16 protein-coding genes are annotated in these 16,505 nt (G+C 70.4%); 6 read left to right on the plus strand and 10 right to left on the minus strand.

Annotated elements, in window-relative coordinates:
• Genes IE294_RS07565 through IE294_RS07590 form a run of 6 tightly spaced genes read right to left on the minus strand, consistent with a single transcriptional unit; the run spans position 1 to position 5,738 of the window.
• Positions 1 to 1,257, minus strand: a complete 1,257-nt coding sequence (locus IE294_RS07565) for a cysteine desulfurase (protein ID WP_189883662.1) — start codon at positions 1,255 to 1,257, stop codon at positions 1 to 3.
• A complete protein-coding gene (gene sufC / locus IE294_RS07570) occupies positions 1,254 to 2,018 on the minus strand; it encodes a Fe-S cluster assembly ATPase SufC (RefSeq protein ID WP_189883664.1) in 765 nt (254 codons plus the stop codon). Before sufC ends, IE294_RS07565 begins: the two co-directional genes overlap by 4 nt.
• A gap of 7 nt (positions 2,019 to 2,025) precedes the next feature.
• Positions 2,026 to 2,346, minus strand: a complete 321-nt coding sequence (locus IE294_RS07575; RefSeq protein ID WP_014671978.1) for a non-heme iron oxygenase ferredoxin subunit — start codon at positions 2,344 to 2,346, stop codon at positions 2,026 to 2,028.
• A complete protein-coding gene (gene sufD / locus IE294_RS07580) occupies positions 2,343 to 3,527 on the minus strand; it encodes a Fe-S cluster assembly protein SufD (RefSeq protein WP_189883666.1) in 1,185 nt (394 codons plus the stop codon). Before sufD ends, IE294_RS07575 begins: the two co-directional genes overlap by 4 nt.
• A gap of 58 nt (positions 3,528 to 3,585) precedes the next feature.
• Positions 3,586 to 5,007, minus strand: coding sequence for a Fe-S cluster assembly protein SufB (gene sufB, locus IE294_RS07585; RefSeq protein WP_189883668.1), 1,422 nt, complete (start codon positions 5,005 to 5,007; stop codon positions 3,586 to 3,588).
• Entirely contained in the window at positions 5,004 to 5,738 is a 735-nt protein-coding gene (locus IE294_RS07590) for a helix-turn-helix transcriptional regulator (RefSeq protein WP_189883670.1), read from the minus strand. Before IE294_RS07590 ends, sufB begins: the two co-directional genes overlap by 4 nt.
• 183 nt (positions 5,739 to 5,921) lie before the next feature.
• Between IE294_RS07590 and IE294_RS07595 the strand changes: the two genes are divergently transcribed.
• Genes IE294_RS07595 through IE294_RS07610 form a run of 4 tightly spaced genes read left to right on the plus strand, consistent with a single transcriptional unit; the run spans position 5,922 to position 9,529 of the window.
• A complete protein-coding gene (locus IE294_RS07595) occupies positions 5,922 to 6,737 on the plus strand; it encodes an AAC(3) family N-acetyltransferase (protein WP_189883672.1) in 816 nt (271 codons plus the stop codon).
• A gap of 31 nt (positions 6,738 to 6,768) precedes the next feature.
• Entirely contained in the window at positions 6,769 to 7,692 is a 924-nt protein-coding gene (locus IE294_RS07600) for an ABC transporter ATP-binding protein (protein ID WP_189883674.1), read from the plus strand.
• On the plus strand, positions 7,689 to 8,459 hold the full coding sequence (locus IE294_RS07605) for an ABC transporter permease (protein ID WP_189883676.1): 771 nt from the start codon (positions 7,689 to 7,691) through the stop codon (positions 8,457 to 8,459). The genes IE294_RS07600 and IE294_RS07605 overlap by 4 nt, the downstream gene beginning before the upstream one ends.
• Before the next feature lie 59 nt (positions 8,460 to 8,518).
• Positions 8,519 to 9,529, plus strand: a complete 1,011-nt coding sequence (locus IE294_RS07610; protein ID WP_189883678.1) for a COX15/CtaA family protein — start codon at positions 8,519 to 8,521, stop codon at positions 9,527 to 9,529.
• Between the two features lies 1 nt (position 9,530).
• Here IE294_RS07610 and IE294_RS07615 read toward each other — a convergent pair whose 3' ends face one another.
• The 4 genes from IE294_RS07615 to IE294_RS07630 all read right to left on the minus strand — a co-directional run bounded on the left by IE294_RS07615 (position 9,531) and on the right by IE294_RS07630 (position 12,886).
• Positions 9,531 to 10,274, minus strand: coding sequence for a nucleotidyltransferase domain-containing protein (locus IE294_RS07615; protein WP_189883679.1), 744 nt, complete (start codon positions 10,272 to 10,274; stop codon positions 9,531 to 9,533).
• An 18-nt stretch (positions 10,275 to 10,292) separates the two neighbouring features.
• Positions 10,293 to 11,399: an amidohydrolase family protein gene (locus IE294_RS07620; protein WP_189883681.1), complete on the minus strand. Its 1,107-nt coding sequence runs from the start codon at positions 11,397 to 11,399 to the stop codon at positions 10,293 to 10,295.
• Between the two features lie 139 nt (positions 11,400 to 11,538).
• Positions 11,539 to 11,859: a hypothetical protein gene (locus tag IE294_RS07625; RefSeq protein WP_189883683.1), complete on the minus strand. Its 321-nt coding sequence runs from the start codon at positions 11,857 to 11,859 to the stop codon at positions 11,539 to 11,541.
• 70 nt (positions 11,860 to 11,929) lie between these two features.
• Complete coding sequence (locus IE294_RS07630) at positions 11,930 to 12,886, minus strand: heme o synthase (protein ID WP_373315795.1); 957 nt, start codon at positions 12,884 to 12,886, stop codon at positions 11,930 to 11,932.
• 378 nt (positions 12,887 to 13,264) lie between these two features.
• On the opposite strand from IE294_RS07630, the gene tkt reads away from it, so the two are divergent.
• On the plus strand, positions 13,265 to 15,352 hold the full coding sequence (gene tkt / locus IE294_RS07635; RefSeq protein WP_189883687.1) for a transketolase: 2,088 nt from the start codon (positions 13,265 to 13,267) through the stop codon (positions 15,350 to 15,352).
• A 33-nt stretch (positions 15,353 to 15,385) separates the two neighbouring features.
• Entirely contained in the window at positions 15,386 to 16,504 is a 1,119-nt protein-coding gene (gene tal, locus IE294_RS07640) for a transaldolase (protein WP_189883689.1), read from the plus strand.
• Position 16,505: the final 1 nt, after the last annotated feature.

Raw genomic sequence — 16,505 nt, forward strand, 5'->3', positions numbered from 1 at the left:
TCAGCCGAAGAAGTTCCGTACGTGCTCCAGGCCGTCGACCAGAGCATCGATCTCGGCCGGCGAGGAGTACAGGTAGAACGACGCTCGCGTGGTCGCAGGAATTCCGTAGCGGAGGCAGACCGGACGGGCGCAGTGGTGGCCGACCCGGACCGCGATGCCCTGCTCGTCCAGGACCTGGCCCACGTCGTGCGGGTGGATGTCCCCGAGCGTGAAGGAGATCGCCGCCCCGCGGTCCTCGGCCGTCGTCGGGCCGATGATCCTCAGGTCGGGAACCTCCGTCAGGCGCCGCACCGCGTACTCCGTCAGCGCGTGCTCATGGGCGAGGATCTTGTCCATGCCGATCGACTGGAGGTAGTCGATCGCCGCGCCGAGGCCGACCGCCTGGGCGATCGGGGGCGTGCCCGCCTCGAACTTGTGCGGGGCGGGGGCGTACGTCGAGGAGTGCATCGAGACCGTCTCGATCATCTCGCCGCCGCCGAGGAACGGAGGCAGGTCCTCCAGCAGCTCCTGGCGGCCCCAGAGGACGCCGATGCCGGTCGGGCCGCACATCTTGTGGCCGGTGAAGGCCACGAAGTCGGCCTGGAGCGCCTGCACGTCCAGCGGCATGTGCGGGGCGGCCTGGGAGGCGTCGATGCAGACGAGCGCGCCGACCTCCTGGGCGCGGCGGATTATCGCCTCGACCGGGTTGACCGTGCCCAGGATGTTGGACACCAGCACGAAGGAGACGATCTTCGTCTTCTCGGTGATGATCTCGTCGATGTTCGACAGGTCGAGCCGGCCGTCGTCGGTGAGGCCGAACCACTTCAGCTTCGCGCCCGTGCGCTGCGCGAGCAGCTGCCACGGCACGATGTTGGAGTGGTGCTCCATCTCCGTGATGACGATCTCGGTCTCGTGGTCCACCCGGTAGGGCTCGTCGGCCCAGCCCAGCATGTTCGCCACGAGGTTCAGCGACTCGGAGGCGTTCTTGGTGAAGATCACCTCGTCGCGGCTCGGCGCGTTGATGAACGCGGCGACCTTGTCGCGCGCGCCCTCGTACAGCGCCGTGGCCTCCTCGGCGAGCACATGCACACCGCGGTGGACGTTGGCGTTGTAGCGCTCGTAGTACTCGCTCAGGGCGTCCAGTACCTGGCGCGGCTTCTGCGAGGTCGCCGCGTTGTCCAGGTACACGAGCTTCTTGCCGTCGTGGACGACTCGGTCCAGAACGGGGAAGTCCTTGCGGATCGCCTCGACGTCGAGGAGGCCCGGCAGCTGTGTCACGCGGATGCGCCACCCTTCACGTATGTCTCGTAGCCCTCGTTCTCCAGCTTGTCCGCGAGCTCCGGGCCGCCGGACTCGACGATGCGGCCGCCGGCGAACACGTGGACGTGGTCGGGCTTGATGTAGCGCAGGATGCGCGTGTAGTGCGTGATCAGCAGGGTGCCGACCTCGCCGGACTCGCGGACGCGGTTGACGCCCTCGGAGACGATGCGCAGCGCGTCGACGTCCAGGCCGGAGTCGGTCTCGTCCAGGATCGCGACCTTCGGCTTGAGCAGCTCCAGCTGGAGGATCTCGTGGCGCTTCTTCTCACCGCCGGAGAAGCCCTCGTTGACGTTGCGCTCGGCGAAGGACGGGTCCATGTTGAGGCGCTCCATGGCCTCCTTGACCTCCTTCACCCAGGTGCGCAGCTTGGGGGCCTCGCCGCGGATGGCGGTGGCGGATGTGCGCAGGAAGTTGGAGACCGAGACGCCGGGGACCTCGACCGGGTACTGCATCGCCAGGAACAGGCCCGCACGGGCGCGCTCGTCGACGGACATCTCCAGGACGTCCTCGCCGTCCAGGGTGACGGTGCCGCCGGTGATCGTGTACTTCGGGTGACCCGCGAGGGAGTAGGCGAGGGTCGACTTGCCGGAGCCGTTGGGGCCCATGATGGCATGCGTCTCGCCCTGCTTCACGGTGAGGTCGACGCCCTTGAGGATCTCCTTCGTGGCGTTGTCGGCCTCGACGGTGACGTGCAGGTCTCGGATTTCAAGCGTTGCCATGGGTGCCTCAGGACTCCTGGGTGAGGGAGACGAGAACGTCGTCCCCTTCGATCTTTACGGGGTATACGGGGACGGGGCGCGTCGCGGGGAGGCCGGACGGCTTGCCGGTGCGCAGGTCGAAGGCGGAGCCGTGCAGCCAGCACTCGATCTGGCAGTCCTCCACCTCGCCCTCGGAGAGGGAGACGTTCGCGTGGGAGCAGATGTCGTAGATCGCGAACACCTCGCCCTCGGTCTTCACGACCGAGACCGGCGTGCCGTCGAGTTCCACCCGCTTCGGGGTGTCCTCCTCCAGCTCGCTCAGCCCACAGGCGCGTACGAACGACGTCATGCGACCGAAGCCTCCAGCTCTTCCTCGATCTTGGCGAGCAGGCGCTCCTCGATGTCGGCGACACCGATCTGCTGGACCAGCTCGGCGAAGAAGCCGCGGACCACCAGGCGGCGGGCCTCGTGCTCCGGGATGCCGCGGGCCATCAGGTAGAAGAGCTGCTCGTCGTCGAAGCGGCCGGTGGCGGAGGCGTGCCCGGCGCCGACGATCTCGCCGGTCTCGATCTCCAGGTTCGGCACCGAGTCGACGCGCGCGCCGTCCGTGAGGACCAGGTTGCGGTTCATCTCGTAGGTGTCCGTGCCCTCGGCCTTGGCCTCGATGAGCACGTCACCGATCCAGACCGCGTGCGCGTCGTCGCCCTGGAGGGCGCCCTTGTAGACGACGTTCGACTTGCAGTGCGGGGTGTTGTGGGTGACCAGCAGGCGGTGCTCCTGGTGCTGCCCGGCGTCGGTGAAGTACAGGCCGAACAGCTCGGCCTCGCCGCCGGGGCCGGCGTACTCCACGCGCGGGTGCAGGCGGACCACGTCACCGCCGAAGGTCACGACCACGGACTTCAAGGAGGCGTCCCGGCCGACCAGCGCGTTGTGCTGGGCGACGTGGACGGCCTTGTCGTCCCAGTCCTGGACGGAGACGACGGTCAGCTTGGCACCGTCCCCGAGGACGTAGTCGACGTTGGCGGCGAGCACCGCGTCACCGGTGTGGTCGATGACCACGACGGCCTCGGCGAAGGCGCCCAGCTCGATCACCTGGTGGCCGAAGGCGGTGCCGCCCCGGCCGTGCACGGCGATGCGGATCGGCTCGGTGAGGACGGTCTCCTTGGGGACGGTCACGACCGAGGCCTTCTCGAAGGCGGAGTACGCCTGGGCCGCGACGCGGTCCACCGGGGTGCCCGCCTTGCCGAGGCGCGCGTCGTCGCGGCCGACGGTCTCGACGGTGACGCCCTCGGGGGCTTGGACGTCGACCTTCACGCCGTCGCCGTTCGCGACGGCGGTGCCGTCGTGCAGGCCGCGCAGGCGCTCCAGCGGGGTGAACCGCCACTCCTCCTCACGGCCGTGCGGGACCGGGAAGTCCGCGACGTCGAAGGACGGGGGCGCGCTCATGCGCGAGACGACGGTCGACTCCGCGGCGACCGCGATCGAGCCGGCGGTGGTGGAACCCACCGGGATGTTCTGGGCCTCAGCCATGGCTGTCGTAATGCTCGCTTTCTTGCGTGTGGGCTTGACGGGGAGTGCGGACCGGTGGTTAACCGACCGCGCCCTCCATCTGCAGCTCGATCAGCCGGTTGAGCTCCAGCGCGTACTCCATGGGCAGTTCCTTGGCGATCGGCTCGACGAAGCCGCGCACGATCATCGCCATGGCCTCGTCCTCGGAGAGGCCGCGGCTCATCAGGTAGAAGAGCTGGTCCTCGGAGACCTTGGAGACGGTCGCCTCGTGGCCCATGGACACGTCGTCCTCGCGGACGTCGACGTACGGGTACGTGTCCGACCGGGAGATGGTGTCGACCAGCAGCGCGTCGCACAGCACGTTCGACTTCGACCCGGCGGCGCCCTCGCCGATCTCGATCAGACCACGGTAGGACGTACGGCCGCCACCGCGCGCGACCGACTTCGAGACGATGTTGGACGACGTGTTCGGCGCCATGTGGACCATCTTGGCGCCCGCGTCCTGGTGCTGGCCCTCGCCCGCGAAGGCGATGGACAGGGTCTCGCCCTTGGCGTGCTCGCCCATCAGGTAGACGGCCGGGTACTTCATCGTCACCTTGGAGCCGATGTTGCCGTCGATCCACTCCATGGTCGCGCCCTCGTAGGCCACGGCGCGCTTGGTGACCAGGTTGTAGACGTTGTTCGACCAGTTCTGGATGGTCGTGTAGCGGCAGCGGGCGTTCTTCTTGACGATGATCTCGACCACCGCGGAGTGCAGCGAGTCCGACTTGTAGATCGGCGCGGTGCAGCCCTCGACGTAGTGGACGTAGGCACCCTCGTCGACGATGATCAAGGTCCGCTCGAACTGGCCCATGTTCTCCGTGTTGATGCGGAAGTAGGCCTGGAGCGGGATCTCGACGTGCACGCCCTTCGGCACGTAGATGAAGGAGCCGCCGGACCACACGGCGGTGTTCAGCGCGGCGAACTTGTTGTCACCGGCCGGGATGACCGTGCCGAAGTACTCCTTGAAGAGCTCCGGGTGCTCCTTCAGCGCGGTGTCGGTGTCGAGGAAGATGACGCCCTGCTCCTCCAGGTCCTCGCGGATCTGGTGGTAGACGACCTCCGACTCGTACTGGGCGGCGACACCGGCGACCAGGCGCTGCTTCTCGGCCTCCGGGATGCCCAGCTTGTCGTAGGTGTTCTTGATGTCCTCGGGCAGGTCCTCCCAGGACTCCGCCTGCTTCTCCGTGGAGCGCACGAAGTACTTGATGTTGTCGAAGTCGATGCCCGAGAGGTCGGAGCCCCAGTTCGGCATCGGCTTCTTCCCGAAGAGCTTCAGGCCCTTCAGGCGCAGCTTCGTCATCCACTCCGGCTCGGACTTCTTGCCCGAGATGTCGCGGACGACGTCCTCGTTGAGGCCGCGCCTGGCGGAGGCACCGGCCACGTCGGAGTCGGCCCAGCCGTATTCGTACTTGCCCAGGCCCTCCAGCTCAGGGTGGGCAGTCTCCGTGGGGAGAGTCATGCGGGGTTCCTCCCGGCCGTGCTTGCAGGTGCGTCAGTGGAAATCTTGGGGATGAACGTCGTGCAGACGCCGTCGCCGTGCGCGATGGTCGCCAGTCGTTGGACGTGGGTGCCCAGCAGCTCGGCGAAGATCTCGGTCTCCGCCTCGCACAGCTGCGGGAACTGTTCCGCGGCGTGGGCGACCGGGCAGTGGTGCTGGCAGAGCTGCTCGCCGACCGGTGCGCTGCGCGCCGTAGCAGCGTACCCGTCGGCGCTCAGGGCCTTGGCCAGCGCTTCGGCGCGTTTTTCGGGGGTCACGGACTCGATCGCCTCGCGGTACGCGCCCGCCTGGGCGGCGATCCGGGCGCGGGCGAAGGCGGCGACCGCCTCGGGGCCGCCCCCCTGCTCGGCGATCCAGCGCAGCGCGTCCACGGCGAGCTTGTCGTACGACTGGTCGAAGGCGTCCCGGCCGCAGTCGGTCAGCGCGAAGACCTTCGCGGGGCGCCCGCGCGTGCGCGTGCCGTACACCCGCTGCTCGCGGGCCTCGACGACGTCGTCGGCGACCAGCGCGTCCAGGTGACGCCGGACGGCCGCCTGGGTCAGTCCCAGCCGGCCGGCGAGTTCGGCGACGGTCGACGGCCCGTGGTCCAGGATGGAGCGCGCGACCCGGTTGCGCGTCGAGCGCTCACCGGTCGCTAGCTCCTCCTGAGGGACCCCCGTGGGGGTCGCCCGAGCCTCGCCGACGTTTTTCACAACGCCATTGTTGCGTAATTCCGCGGAGCCTGACAAGCGGCGTCCGGATCACCCGACGGTGCCCTGCGTCACTTAGGCATACCTAATCTGACCTGCGGAAACGATCATCCGGTCGATCGCCCCGCTCACCGGCAGGGGCAATTCGGTGGCGCCCCGCGCGCCCGTCCGGGAGACTCCCGGACCATGCCCACACCCCCTCCGACCGGCCCTCTTGTCACCCGGGACGACATCGCCGCACAGCTGGGACCGCTCGGCGTCGAGACCGGTGAGACCCTTCTGGTGCACTCCTCGCTCAGCTCCCTCGGCTGGGTCAACGGAGGCGCGGTCGCCGTCGTCCAAGGGCTCCTGGACGCGCTCGGCCCGTCGGGCACGCTCGTCGTCCCCACCCAGACGGGCGGCCACTCCGATCCGGCCGTCTGGGCGAACCCTCCCGTTCCCGAGGAGTGGTGGGACCGCATCCGCGCCACCATGCCGCCGTACGACCCGCTGATCACCCCCTCCCTCGGGGTCGGCGTCGTCCCGGAGACCGTGCGCACCTGGCCGGGCGCCCGGCGCAGCGCCCACCCGCAGACCTCCTTCGCCGCTGTCGGCCCCCGCGCGCGGGAGATCACCGACGGCCACGCCCCCGACTGCCGGCTCGGCGAGCACAGCCCCCTCGCCCGGCTGGAGGAGCTGGGCGCCCGGGTCCTGCTGCTGGGCGCGGGCTACGACTCCTGCACCGCCTTCCACCTCGCCGAGTACCGGATATCCGCGCCCCGCGTGCGGGTCGGCCGGCCGGCTCCCGGCGGCGGCTGGGAGACGGTGACCGAGGTCTCGATCACCTCCGACCGGTTCGACGAGCTGGGGCACGACTTCGAGCGGGACCGGCCGGTCGTCCGGGGAAGGGTGGGTGCGGCGGACGTCCGGCTGTTCCCGGTGGCGGACGCCGTGGCCTACGCCGAACGGTGGCTTCCGCTGCACCGGCCCCGTGCGGAGGACTTCGGCCACCCCCGCGCCTGAGCACCGGACGGCGTACCTAGACTCTGGACCCATGCGAAGTGAGCCGGTGGTCCAGGTCCAGGCCTTGGTGAAGCGGTACGGCACGAAGACCGCGGTGGACGGCCTCGACCTGGTGGCCCAGCCGGGCGTGACCGCCGTACTCGGCCCCAACGGGGCGGGGAAGACGACCACGGTCGAGACCTGCGAGGGGTACCGGAAGCCGGATTCCGGCACGGTGCGCGTCCTGGGCCTCGACCCGGTACGGCAGTCCGCCGAGCTGCGTCCCCGCATCGGCGTGATGCTCCAGTCCGGAGGCGTGTACTCCGGTGCCCGGGCGGAGGAGATGCTGCGCCACATGGCGAAGCTGCACGCCCACCCGCTGGACGTCGACGCCCTCGTCGAACGCCTCGGCCTCGGTTCCTGCGGCCGGACCGGCTACCGCCGGCTCTCCGGCGGCCAGCAGCAGCGGCTCGCGCTCGCCATGGCCGTCGTGGGCCGCCCGGAGCTGGTGTTCCTGGACGAGCCGACCGCCGGGCTCGACCCACAGGCCCGCCGGGCCACCTGGGACCTGGTGAGGGACCTGCGCGCCGACGGCGTCTCGGTGATCCTCACCACGCACCACATGGACGAGGCCGAGCAGCTCGCCGACGACGTCGCGATCATCGACGGCGGCCGGGTCGTCGCCCAGGGCTCCCCGGAGGAGCTGTGCAAGGGCGGCGCCGAGAACACCCTGCGCTTCACCGGCCGGCCCGGCCTCGACGTCGGCTCCCTGCTCAAGGCGCTGCCGGCCGACTGCACGGCCGCCGAGCTGACCCCCGGCTCCTACCGGGTCGTCGGCAAGGTCGACCCCCAGCTGCTGGCCACGGTGACGTCCTGGTGCGCCCAGCACGGGGTGATGCCCGACCGGATCTCGGTGGAGCGGCACACGCTGGAGGACGTCTTTCTTGAGCTGACCGGCAAGGAGCTGCGCTCATGACCACGGCGGGTACGTACACCCCGAAGCCCGGAGCCGCCCCGCTCCCCCGCATGATCGCGGCGCAGGCGGCGCTGGAGACGAGGATGCTGCTGCGCAACGGCGAGCAGCTGCTGCTGACGGTCGTCATCCCGACCCTGCTGCTGGTGCTCTTCAGCTCGGTCGACATCGTGGACACCGGCAAGGGCGAGGCGGTCGACTTCCTCACCCCCGGCGTCCTGGCCCTGGCCGTGATGTCGACGGCGTTCACCGGCCAGGCCATCGCCACCGGCTTCGAGCGCCGCTACGGCGTGCTGAAACGGCTCGCCTCCTCGCCGCTGCCCCGCTGGGCCCTGATGACCGCGAAGACGGCGTCCGTGCTGGTCACGGAGGTCCTCCAGGTCGTCCTGCTGACCGTCATCGCCTTCGCGCTGGGCTGGTCCCCGCACGGCGACGCCGCCGCCGTCCTGCTGCTGCTCGTCGTCGGCACCGCCGCCTTCTCCGGGCTCGGCCTGCTGATGGCGGGCACGCTGAAGGCGGAGGCGACGCTGGCCGCCGCGAACCTGGTCTTCCTGCTGCTGCTCGTCGGCGGCGGGGTCATCGTGCCGCTGGAGAAGTTCGGCTCGACGGGTGAACAGGTCCTCGGCCTGCTGCCGATCTCCGCCCTGTCGGACGGCCTGCGGGACGTGCTCCAGCACGGCGCCGGCATGCCCTGGGGCGACCTGGGGATTCTCGCCGTCTGGGCGGTGGCCGGCCTCGCCGCGGCCGGGAAGTTCTTCCGCTGGGAGTGACAGATGCCGCACGCGTCGGGGCGGACCCTCGTGAACGCGTGCACAAGCGGCGGCCTACGATGGTGCGCGTGCCAAAGCTGAACCGCGCCGACGTCGAAGCCGCCCTGCGCAACCCGCTCGCGTTCATCGCCGACCGCTGGACCCCGGACCCCCGGACCGTCCGGCGGGCTGTGCTCGCCGCGCTCGTGATGTCGGTGGTGATCGTCGTGACCGGCGGCGCCGTCCGCCTGACCGGCTCGGGCCTCGGCTGCCCGACCTGGCCCACCTGCACCGACGACTCCCTGACCACCACCCGGGCCATGGGCTTCCACGGGGTCATCGAGTTCGGCAACCGCATGCTGACGTACGTGCTGTGCGCGGCCGTCGGCTGGGCGATCATCGCCGCCCGGGCCCAGAAGCCATGGCGGCGCGGCCTGACCCGGCTGGGCTGGGCCCAGTTCTGGGTGGTCATGGGCAATGCCGTGCTCGGCGGCATCGTCGTCCTGGTCGGCCTCAACCCGTACACCGTCGCCGCGCACTTCCTGCTCTCCACCGCCCTGATCGCCATCGCCACGGTGATGTGGGAGCGCGCGCGGGAGGGCGACGGGGCGCCGCGTCCGCTGGTCGGCCAGGCGGTCCGGCAGCTCGTGTGGTTCCTGGTGCTGGCGTCCGTGCTGCTCATCGCGGTCGGCACGGTGGTGACCGGGGCCGGGCCGCACGCCGGCGACTCCAGCGAGGTCGACCGCATCCCGATCGACTGGGAGACGGTCGCCAAGCTGCACGCGGTGCTCGCGTGGATCGTGGTGACGCTGACGTTCGCCCTGTGGTTCGTCCTGAAGGCGGTCGACGCGCCGAAGGGCCCCCTGGCCCGGACCCGCGAGCTGTTCATCGTGCTGCTGGCCCAGGGCGTGATCGGTTACGTGCAGTACTTCACGCACCTGCCCGAGGTCCTGGTCGCCCTGCACATGCTCGGCTCGTGCCTGATCTGGATCGCCGCCCTGCGCGTCCTGCTGTCGCTGCGCGAGCGCCCGGAGGCCGCCCTGGACCTGCCGGGCCCGGCGGCCGAGGTGCCGGTCGGCACCCGCGCCTGAGTCATCCGTACGTGGTGACGAGGGCGTCGATCGCCGGCCCCAGGTAGGCGCGGGTCAGCCCGGCCCGGCGGGTGGGCCAGTCGGTCGGCGCCGGGGCGGGGGCCGGAACGGCGTAGCGGCGGCGGGTGACGTCCTCGACGACCTCCGCCGGAGCGCCCAGCGCCACGAGCTCCGCCAGGGCCTCCCGCTTGGAGATCAGCCGGCCCTCGCGCAGGGTCACGGTGGCCCTCGCGAAGGTCAGCAGGCCCAGGTCGACCCAGATGTCCTGCCGCCACAGCCGGGCCTTGTCCACAGCCGGCCGCCAGTAGTCGCGCTGGTCGCGTACGACGAAGTCGGCCAGCTGCCCGTCCGGCACCGGCGGGAGCAGCGCTGCCGGGGCCTCGCCGTACAGCACGCGTCCGAAGGCGTGCAGCTCGCGCCGGGTGACGGGGGTGACCGGGCGGCGCATCACCCGTTCGTGTGCCCAGGTGAGGTGCGAGCGGTCCGCGTCGTGCAGGGTGGCCGGTGTGAGGTAGCTGCAATGGAGCTTCGCCGCGAGGGGTTCCCCGCGCCGCCCGCGGTGCAGCGCCACGAGCCGTCGTACGGTCCCCAAGGTCAGCGGGCCCGGCAGGACGGCGATCAGGTCGAGGTCGCTGCGGCCCTCCTGGTAGTCGCCGCCGGCCAGTGAGCCGTGCGCCCAGACGGCGCGGGGCCGCAGGGGCAGCAGGGCGTGCAGGAACCCGTCGAGCAGGGACGCGGTCGTCATCCGCTCAGTCTGGACGGCTCACCCGAGCCCGTACACCCGTCGTGCGTTGTCCGCCGCGATCATCTTCGCCACCCGCTGGGCGTCCTCCGGTGACCAGGCGCCTTCGGTGACCCAGTTGCCCAGCACGCGGCCCAGCGCCTCCCGGAAGAGGCAGGCGCCGACGACATGCAGTTCCGGCAGGCCCCGCGCGCCGGTGGAGAAGAGGATCTTGCCGAAGGGGGCCAGTTCCAGGATCTCGGCGAGGACCGTGGCCGCCCGGGCGCCGGTGCGGACCAGCGCGGCGCCGGAGTCGGCGTAGACGTGCGGGAAGACACCGGCCAGGTGGGCGGCGTGGCGGTGGTACGGATAGCCGTGCAGCAGGACCAGGTCGGTGCCGAGGCCGGCGGTGGCCCGGACGAAGTCGGTGAGCAGCACCGGGTCCGTGCGGTCGATGCGGGAGCCGGGCTCGCCGAGGCCCGCGTGCAGTTGCAGGGGCAGGCCCGAGGCGACGGCGATCCACAGCAGGTGCCGGAGCAGGACGGGGTCGGTGAGCGCCCCGCCGACGCGCCGTCCGGCCAGCCAGCGGCCCGCCGCGCCCCGCACCTCCCCCGGTCCCGGCGGCTCGGGCGCGAGGGCCAGGCCGTGTCTGAGGCCCGCGACGGAGGTGAAGGCGACGGCGGTGGCCGCGGCTCCGTGCACCGACTCGGCGAGGTTGGCGAGGAAGGACTCGACGGTGCCGGAGGTGTCGGCGACCTGCTCCGCGAGCGGTTCGAGCCGGATGGTCTCGCGGGCCTGGGCCGCCGCCGCGGAGGCCAGTTCGGCGGGGCCCGTGAGGTCGCCGGGCAGCCCCGTGTCGACCAGGTACGTCGTGATGCCGCTGCCGCGCAGCAGCCTGCGGCCCGACTCCAGGACGCCCAGTTCGCGGCGCCGGGCCAGATACCGGGCGGGCGGGCAGTGCGGTTCGAGGCCGAGCAGGGGCGGGCACCAGCGCCGTACGGCGAAGCCGGTCTGCGTGTCGAAGAGCGTGGTGCCCGGGGCCGGGGGTCCCTCGGTGCGGGCCAGCTGGGCCTCGAAGGTGCCGAGGCCCAGTTCCGTCCGCAGTACGCCGTGGCAGTACTGGTCCACGAGGGACGGCGTTTCGATCATTCCGGCTCCCCGTGGGACGTGGGCGCGCTGTGCTGCCTCACACGTCCTAACGGGTGATCCGGGGTTCAGGTGGCGGCAGCCGACCCGAAGGAACGCGGCGCTGCATCTGTGTACGGCTCCGCCACGGGCGCCGGCAGAGCTAGCCGCCGACCTGGATACCGGCCATCCGCTTCCACTCGTACGGGCCCGTCCGCACCTTCGCGGCGAACTCGCCGTCGAAGGACTCGTGGACCGTGATGCCCGCTTTCTCGACGGCCTTCTCGGCGATCTCGTACGTGGGAGCCACCAGGTCGCCCCAGCCGCCGTCCTCGCCGACGAGGACGATGCGGGCGCCGCGTTCACCGATGTGGGCCACCTGGCCCTCGGCGCCGCCGTGGGCCTTGGAGAAGGCGCTGATCTCCCGGGCGAGCCTGGCCACCTTGCGCTCGGCCCTCGCGTCAACCTGCTGCGTGTCTGCCATGACCAGGATGCTACCGACGGGTAGGTCGGCTGGCGAGGTCAGGGCTCTGTGACGTACGCCCGCCGACGTCTCAGCGCAGGAACGGGTCCACCGCGATCGCGACGAACAGCAGCGACACATAGGTGATCGACCAGTGGAACAGCCGCATCTCCTTCAGCTTCGCGCCCGTGACCTCGGCCTTGGCCCGGTTCTGGAGCGCGTGCGCCTCCCACAGCCACCAGCCGCCGGCGGCCAGCGCGACGGCCGTGTAGAACCAGCCGGTGTAGCCGAGGGGGGTGAGGAGCAGGGAGACGGCGACCATGACCCAGCTGTAGACGACGATCTGCCGGGCCACGACCTTGTTGGAGGCGACGACCGGCAGCATCGGCACGCCCACACGGGCGTAGTCGTCCTTCACCTTCATGGACAGCGGCCAGTAGTGCGGCGGGGTCCAGAAGAAGATCACCAGGAACAGGATGACCGGCGCCCAGGAGAGCGAGTTCGTCACGGCCGACCAGCCGATGAGCACGGGCATGCAGCCCGCGATGCCGCCCCACACGATGTTCTGCGCCGTACGCCGCTTGAGGAGCATCGTGTAGACGACGACGTAGAAGAGGAGCGCCCCGAGCGAGAGCCAGGCGCTCAGCCAGTTGACGGTGAGGCCGAACAGCAGTGTCGAGACCACCGCGAGGGTGATGCCGAAGACCAGGCACTCGGGCGGGCTGACCATGCCCGTCACCAGGGGCCGCTGCGAGGTGCGGTCCATCAGGGCGTCGATGTCCCGGTCGATGTACATGTTCAGCGCGTTGGCGCCGCCCGCCGACAGATAGCCGCCGACGCAGGTGAGCAGGACCAGCTTGAGGTCGGGCACGCCCTGCTGCGCCAGGAACATCACCGGAACGGTGGTGATGAGCAGCAGTTCGATGATCCGCGGCTTGGTCAGCGCCACGAACGCCTTGGCACGGGCCCCGAACGGCCGGCGAACCGGGCCTTGGCTCGCACCCCCGAGCACACCAGCTGGACGGGATTCGACGGCCGTCACGCACACCCCTGACAGAGACATCCCAGCGAGCCTCCCCCGTTAAGTACCGGTAAAGGCTCGCGCGTACCACGCCACTTTAGACGTTGCCCATACCCCGCCCTTCGCGGGGGTGGGGTCGTGTTGACGCACGTCCCATAAGAGGGGTCCCGGCACTCGATTGAGCGCTCAGATGACCGGCTCCGTATTCATGTGCCAAATGCCGTTCCCGGCCGGTCGGGAGGCGGATCGCGCGGACTCCCGGCAGTCTGGAAACACTCGAAAAAACGCACGTCCTTACGGGGGTAGGCTCGACAGCGGCCGGCGGGCGACAAGCCCGTCGGCGGCCGGGTGGGCGCATGCCCCGACGACCGGCGACCGACATGTGGAGAGGAGCCCTGACCCAGGGTGAGCACCAAGCCGACCACCACAGACCTTGAGTGGACCGAGCTGGACCAGCGGGCCGTGGACACCGCCCGTGTCCTGGCCGCAGACGCCGTACAGAAGGTCGGCAACGGCCATCCCGGTACGGCGATGAGCCTGGCCCCGGCCGCCTACACCCTCTTCCAGAAGGTGATGCGGCACGACCCGGCGGATCCGGAGTGGGTCGGCCGCGACCGCTTCGTGCTGTCCGCCGGACACTCGTCCCTGACCCTCTACACCCAGCTCTACCTGGCCGGCTTCGGCCTGGAGCTGGACGATCTGGAGTCGTTCAGGACGTGGGGCTCCAAGACCCCCGGCCACCCGGAGTACGGGCACACCAAGGGCGTCGAGACCACCACGGGCCCGCTGGGCCAGGGTGTCGCCAACGCGGTGGGCATGGCGATGGCCGCCCGCTACGAGCGCGGTCTGTTCGACCCCGAGGCCCCGGCCGGCGAGTCCCCCTTCGACCACTTCATCTACTGCATCGCCGGTGACGGCTGCCTCCAGGAGGGCATCTCCGCAGAGGCGTCCTCGCTGGCCGGCCACCAGAAGCTCGGCAACCTGATCCTGCTGTGGGACGACAACCACATCTCGATCGAGGGCGACACCGAGACGGCCGTCTCCGAGGACACCGTCAAGCGGTACGAGGCCTACGGCTGGCACGTGCAGCGCGTGGAGGCCAAGGAGACCGGCGACCTGGACCCGCAGGCGATCTTCGCCGCGATCCAGGAGGCGAAGCGGGTCACGGACCGGCCGTCCTTCATCGCGATGCGCTCCATCATCGCCTGGCCGGCCCCGAACGCCCAGAACACCGAGGCCGCGCACGGCTCGGCGCTGGGCGAGGACGAGGTCGCGGCCACCAAGCGCGTCCTCGGCTTCGACCCGGAGAAGTCGTTCGAGGTCGCCGACGAGGTCATCGCCCACACCCGCAAGGCGCTGGAGCGCGGCGCCGAGGCGAAGTCCGAGTGGGAGAAGTCCCTCCAGGAGTGGCGCGAGGCCAACCCGGAGCGGGCCGCCGAGTTCGACCGGATCAGCAAGGGCGAGCTGCCCACCGGCTGGGAGGAGAAGCTCCCGGTCTTCGAGCCCGGCAAGGGCGTCGCGACGCGTGCCGCGTCCGGCAAGGTGCTCCAGGCGCTCGGCGCGGTGATCCCCGAGCTGTGGGGCGGCTCCGCCGACCTCGCCGGGTCGAACAACACCACCATCGACAAGGACAGCTCGTTCCTGCCCGAGGGCAACCCGCTGCCCGAGGCCAACCCGTACGGCCGCACGATCCACTTCGGCATCCGCGAGCACTCGATGGGCGCGGAGCTGAACGGCATCACGCTGCACGGCAACACCCGGGTCTACGGCGGCACCTTCCTCGTCTTCTCCGACTACATGCGCAACGCGGTGCGCCTGTCGGCCCTGATGCACCTGCCGGTGACGTTCGTGTGGACGCACGACTCCATCGGCCTCGGCGAGGACGGCCCCACCCACCAGCCGGTCGAGCACCTGGCCTCGCTGCGCGCGATCCCGGGTCTGAACATCGTGCGCCCGGCGGACGCCAACGAGACCGCCATCGCCTGGCGCGAGATCCTGAGGCGCTGGACCAAGGAGTTCGGCAAGGGCCAGCCGCACGGCCTCGCGCTCACCCGCCAGGGCGTACCGGTGTACGAGCCGAACGAGGACGCGGCCAAGGGCGGCTACGTGCTGTTCGAGGCCGACGGCGGCGAGCCGCAGGTCATCCTGATCGCCACCGGTTCCGAGGTGCACGTGGCCGTCGAGGCGCGTGAGCAGCTCCAGGCCGAGGGCGTGCCCACGCGTGTCGTCTCGATGCCGTCCGTCGAGTGGTTCGAGCAGCAGGACCAGGGGTACCGGGACTCCGTGCTGCCGCCCTCCGTGAAGGCCCGGGTGTCGGTCGAGGCGGGCATCGGTCTCACCTGGCACAAGTACGTCGGGGATGCCGGCCGCATCGTTTCCCTGGAGCACTTCGGTGCTTCCGCCGACGGCAAGGTGCTCTTCCGGGAGTTCGGCTTCACCGCGGAGAACGTGGCCGCGAAGGCGCGGGAATCCCTCGCCGACGCTCAGCGCTGACGCTCATATACGACACGTAGGAGATGTAATTCCATGACAGACGCACTCAAGCGCCTCTCCGACGAAGGCGTCGCGATCTGGCTGGACGACCTGTCGCGCAAGCGGATCACCTCCGGCAATCTCGCCGAGCTGATCGACCAGCAGCACGTCGTGGGCGTCACCACCAACCCGACGATCTTCCAGAAGGCGATCTCCCAGGGCGACGGCTACGACCAGCAGCTGTCGGACCTCGCCGCCCGCAAGGTCACCGTCGAAGAGGCCATCCGCATGATCACGACGGCGGACGTCCGCGACGCCGCCGACATCCTGCGGCCGGTCTTCGACGCGACGAACGGCCAGGACGGCCGGGTCTCCATCGAGGTCGACCCGCGCCTGGCGCACAACACCAAGGCGACCGTCGCCGAGGCCAAGCAGCTGGCCTGGCTGGTGGACCGCCCCAACACCCTGATCAAGATCCCGGCCACCCAGGCGGGTCTGCCGGCGATCGCCGAGACCATCGGCCTCGGCATCAGCGTCAACGTCACGCTGATCTTCTCCCTGGAGCGCTACCGCAAGGTCATGGACGCGTACCTGACCGGCCTGGAGAAGGCGAAGGAGCGGGGTCTCGACCTGTCGAAGATCCACTCGGTGGCGTCCTTCTTCGTGTCCCGCGTGGACACCGAGATCGACAAGCGGCTGGACGGCATCGGCACCGACGAGGCCAAGGCGCTGCGCGGCAAGGCCGCCGTCGCCAACGCGCGTCTCGCCTACCAGGCGTACGAGGAGGTCTTCTCCTCGGACCGGTGGAGCGCGCTGGAGAACGCGGGCGCCAACAAGCAGCGTCCGCTGTGGGCGTCGACCGGCGTGAAGGACCCGGCGTACCAGGACACCCTGTACGTCACCGAGCTGGTCGCCCCGAACACGGTCAACACCATGCCGGAGGCCACGCTGGAGGCCACCGAGGACCACGGTGAGATCACCGGCGACACCATCTCCGGTACCTACGAGCAGGCGCGCGCCGACCTCGACGCGCTGGAGAAGCTCGGCATCTCGTACGACGACGTCGTGCAGGTGCTGGAGGACGAGGGCGTCGAGAAGTTCGAGGCGTCCTGGACCGACCTGCTGAAGTCCACCCAGGCGGAGCTTGAGCGCCTCGCCCCTTCGGAGGACTGAC

Source organism: Streptomyces canarius, assembly GCF_014650735.1.
Taxonomy (GTDB): Bacteria; Actinomycetota; Actinomycetes; order Streptomycetales; family Streptomycetaceae; genus Streptomyces; species Streptomyces olivaceoviridis.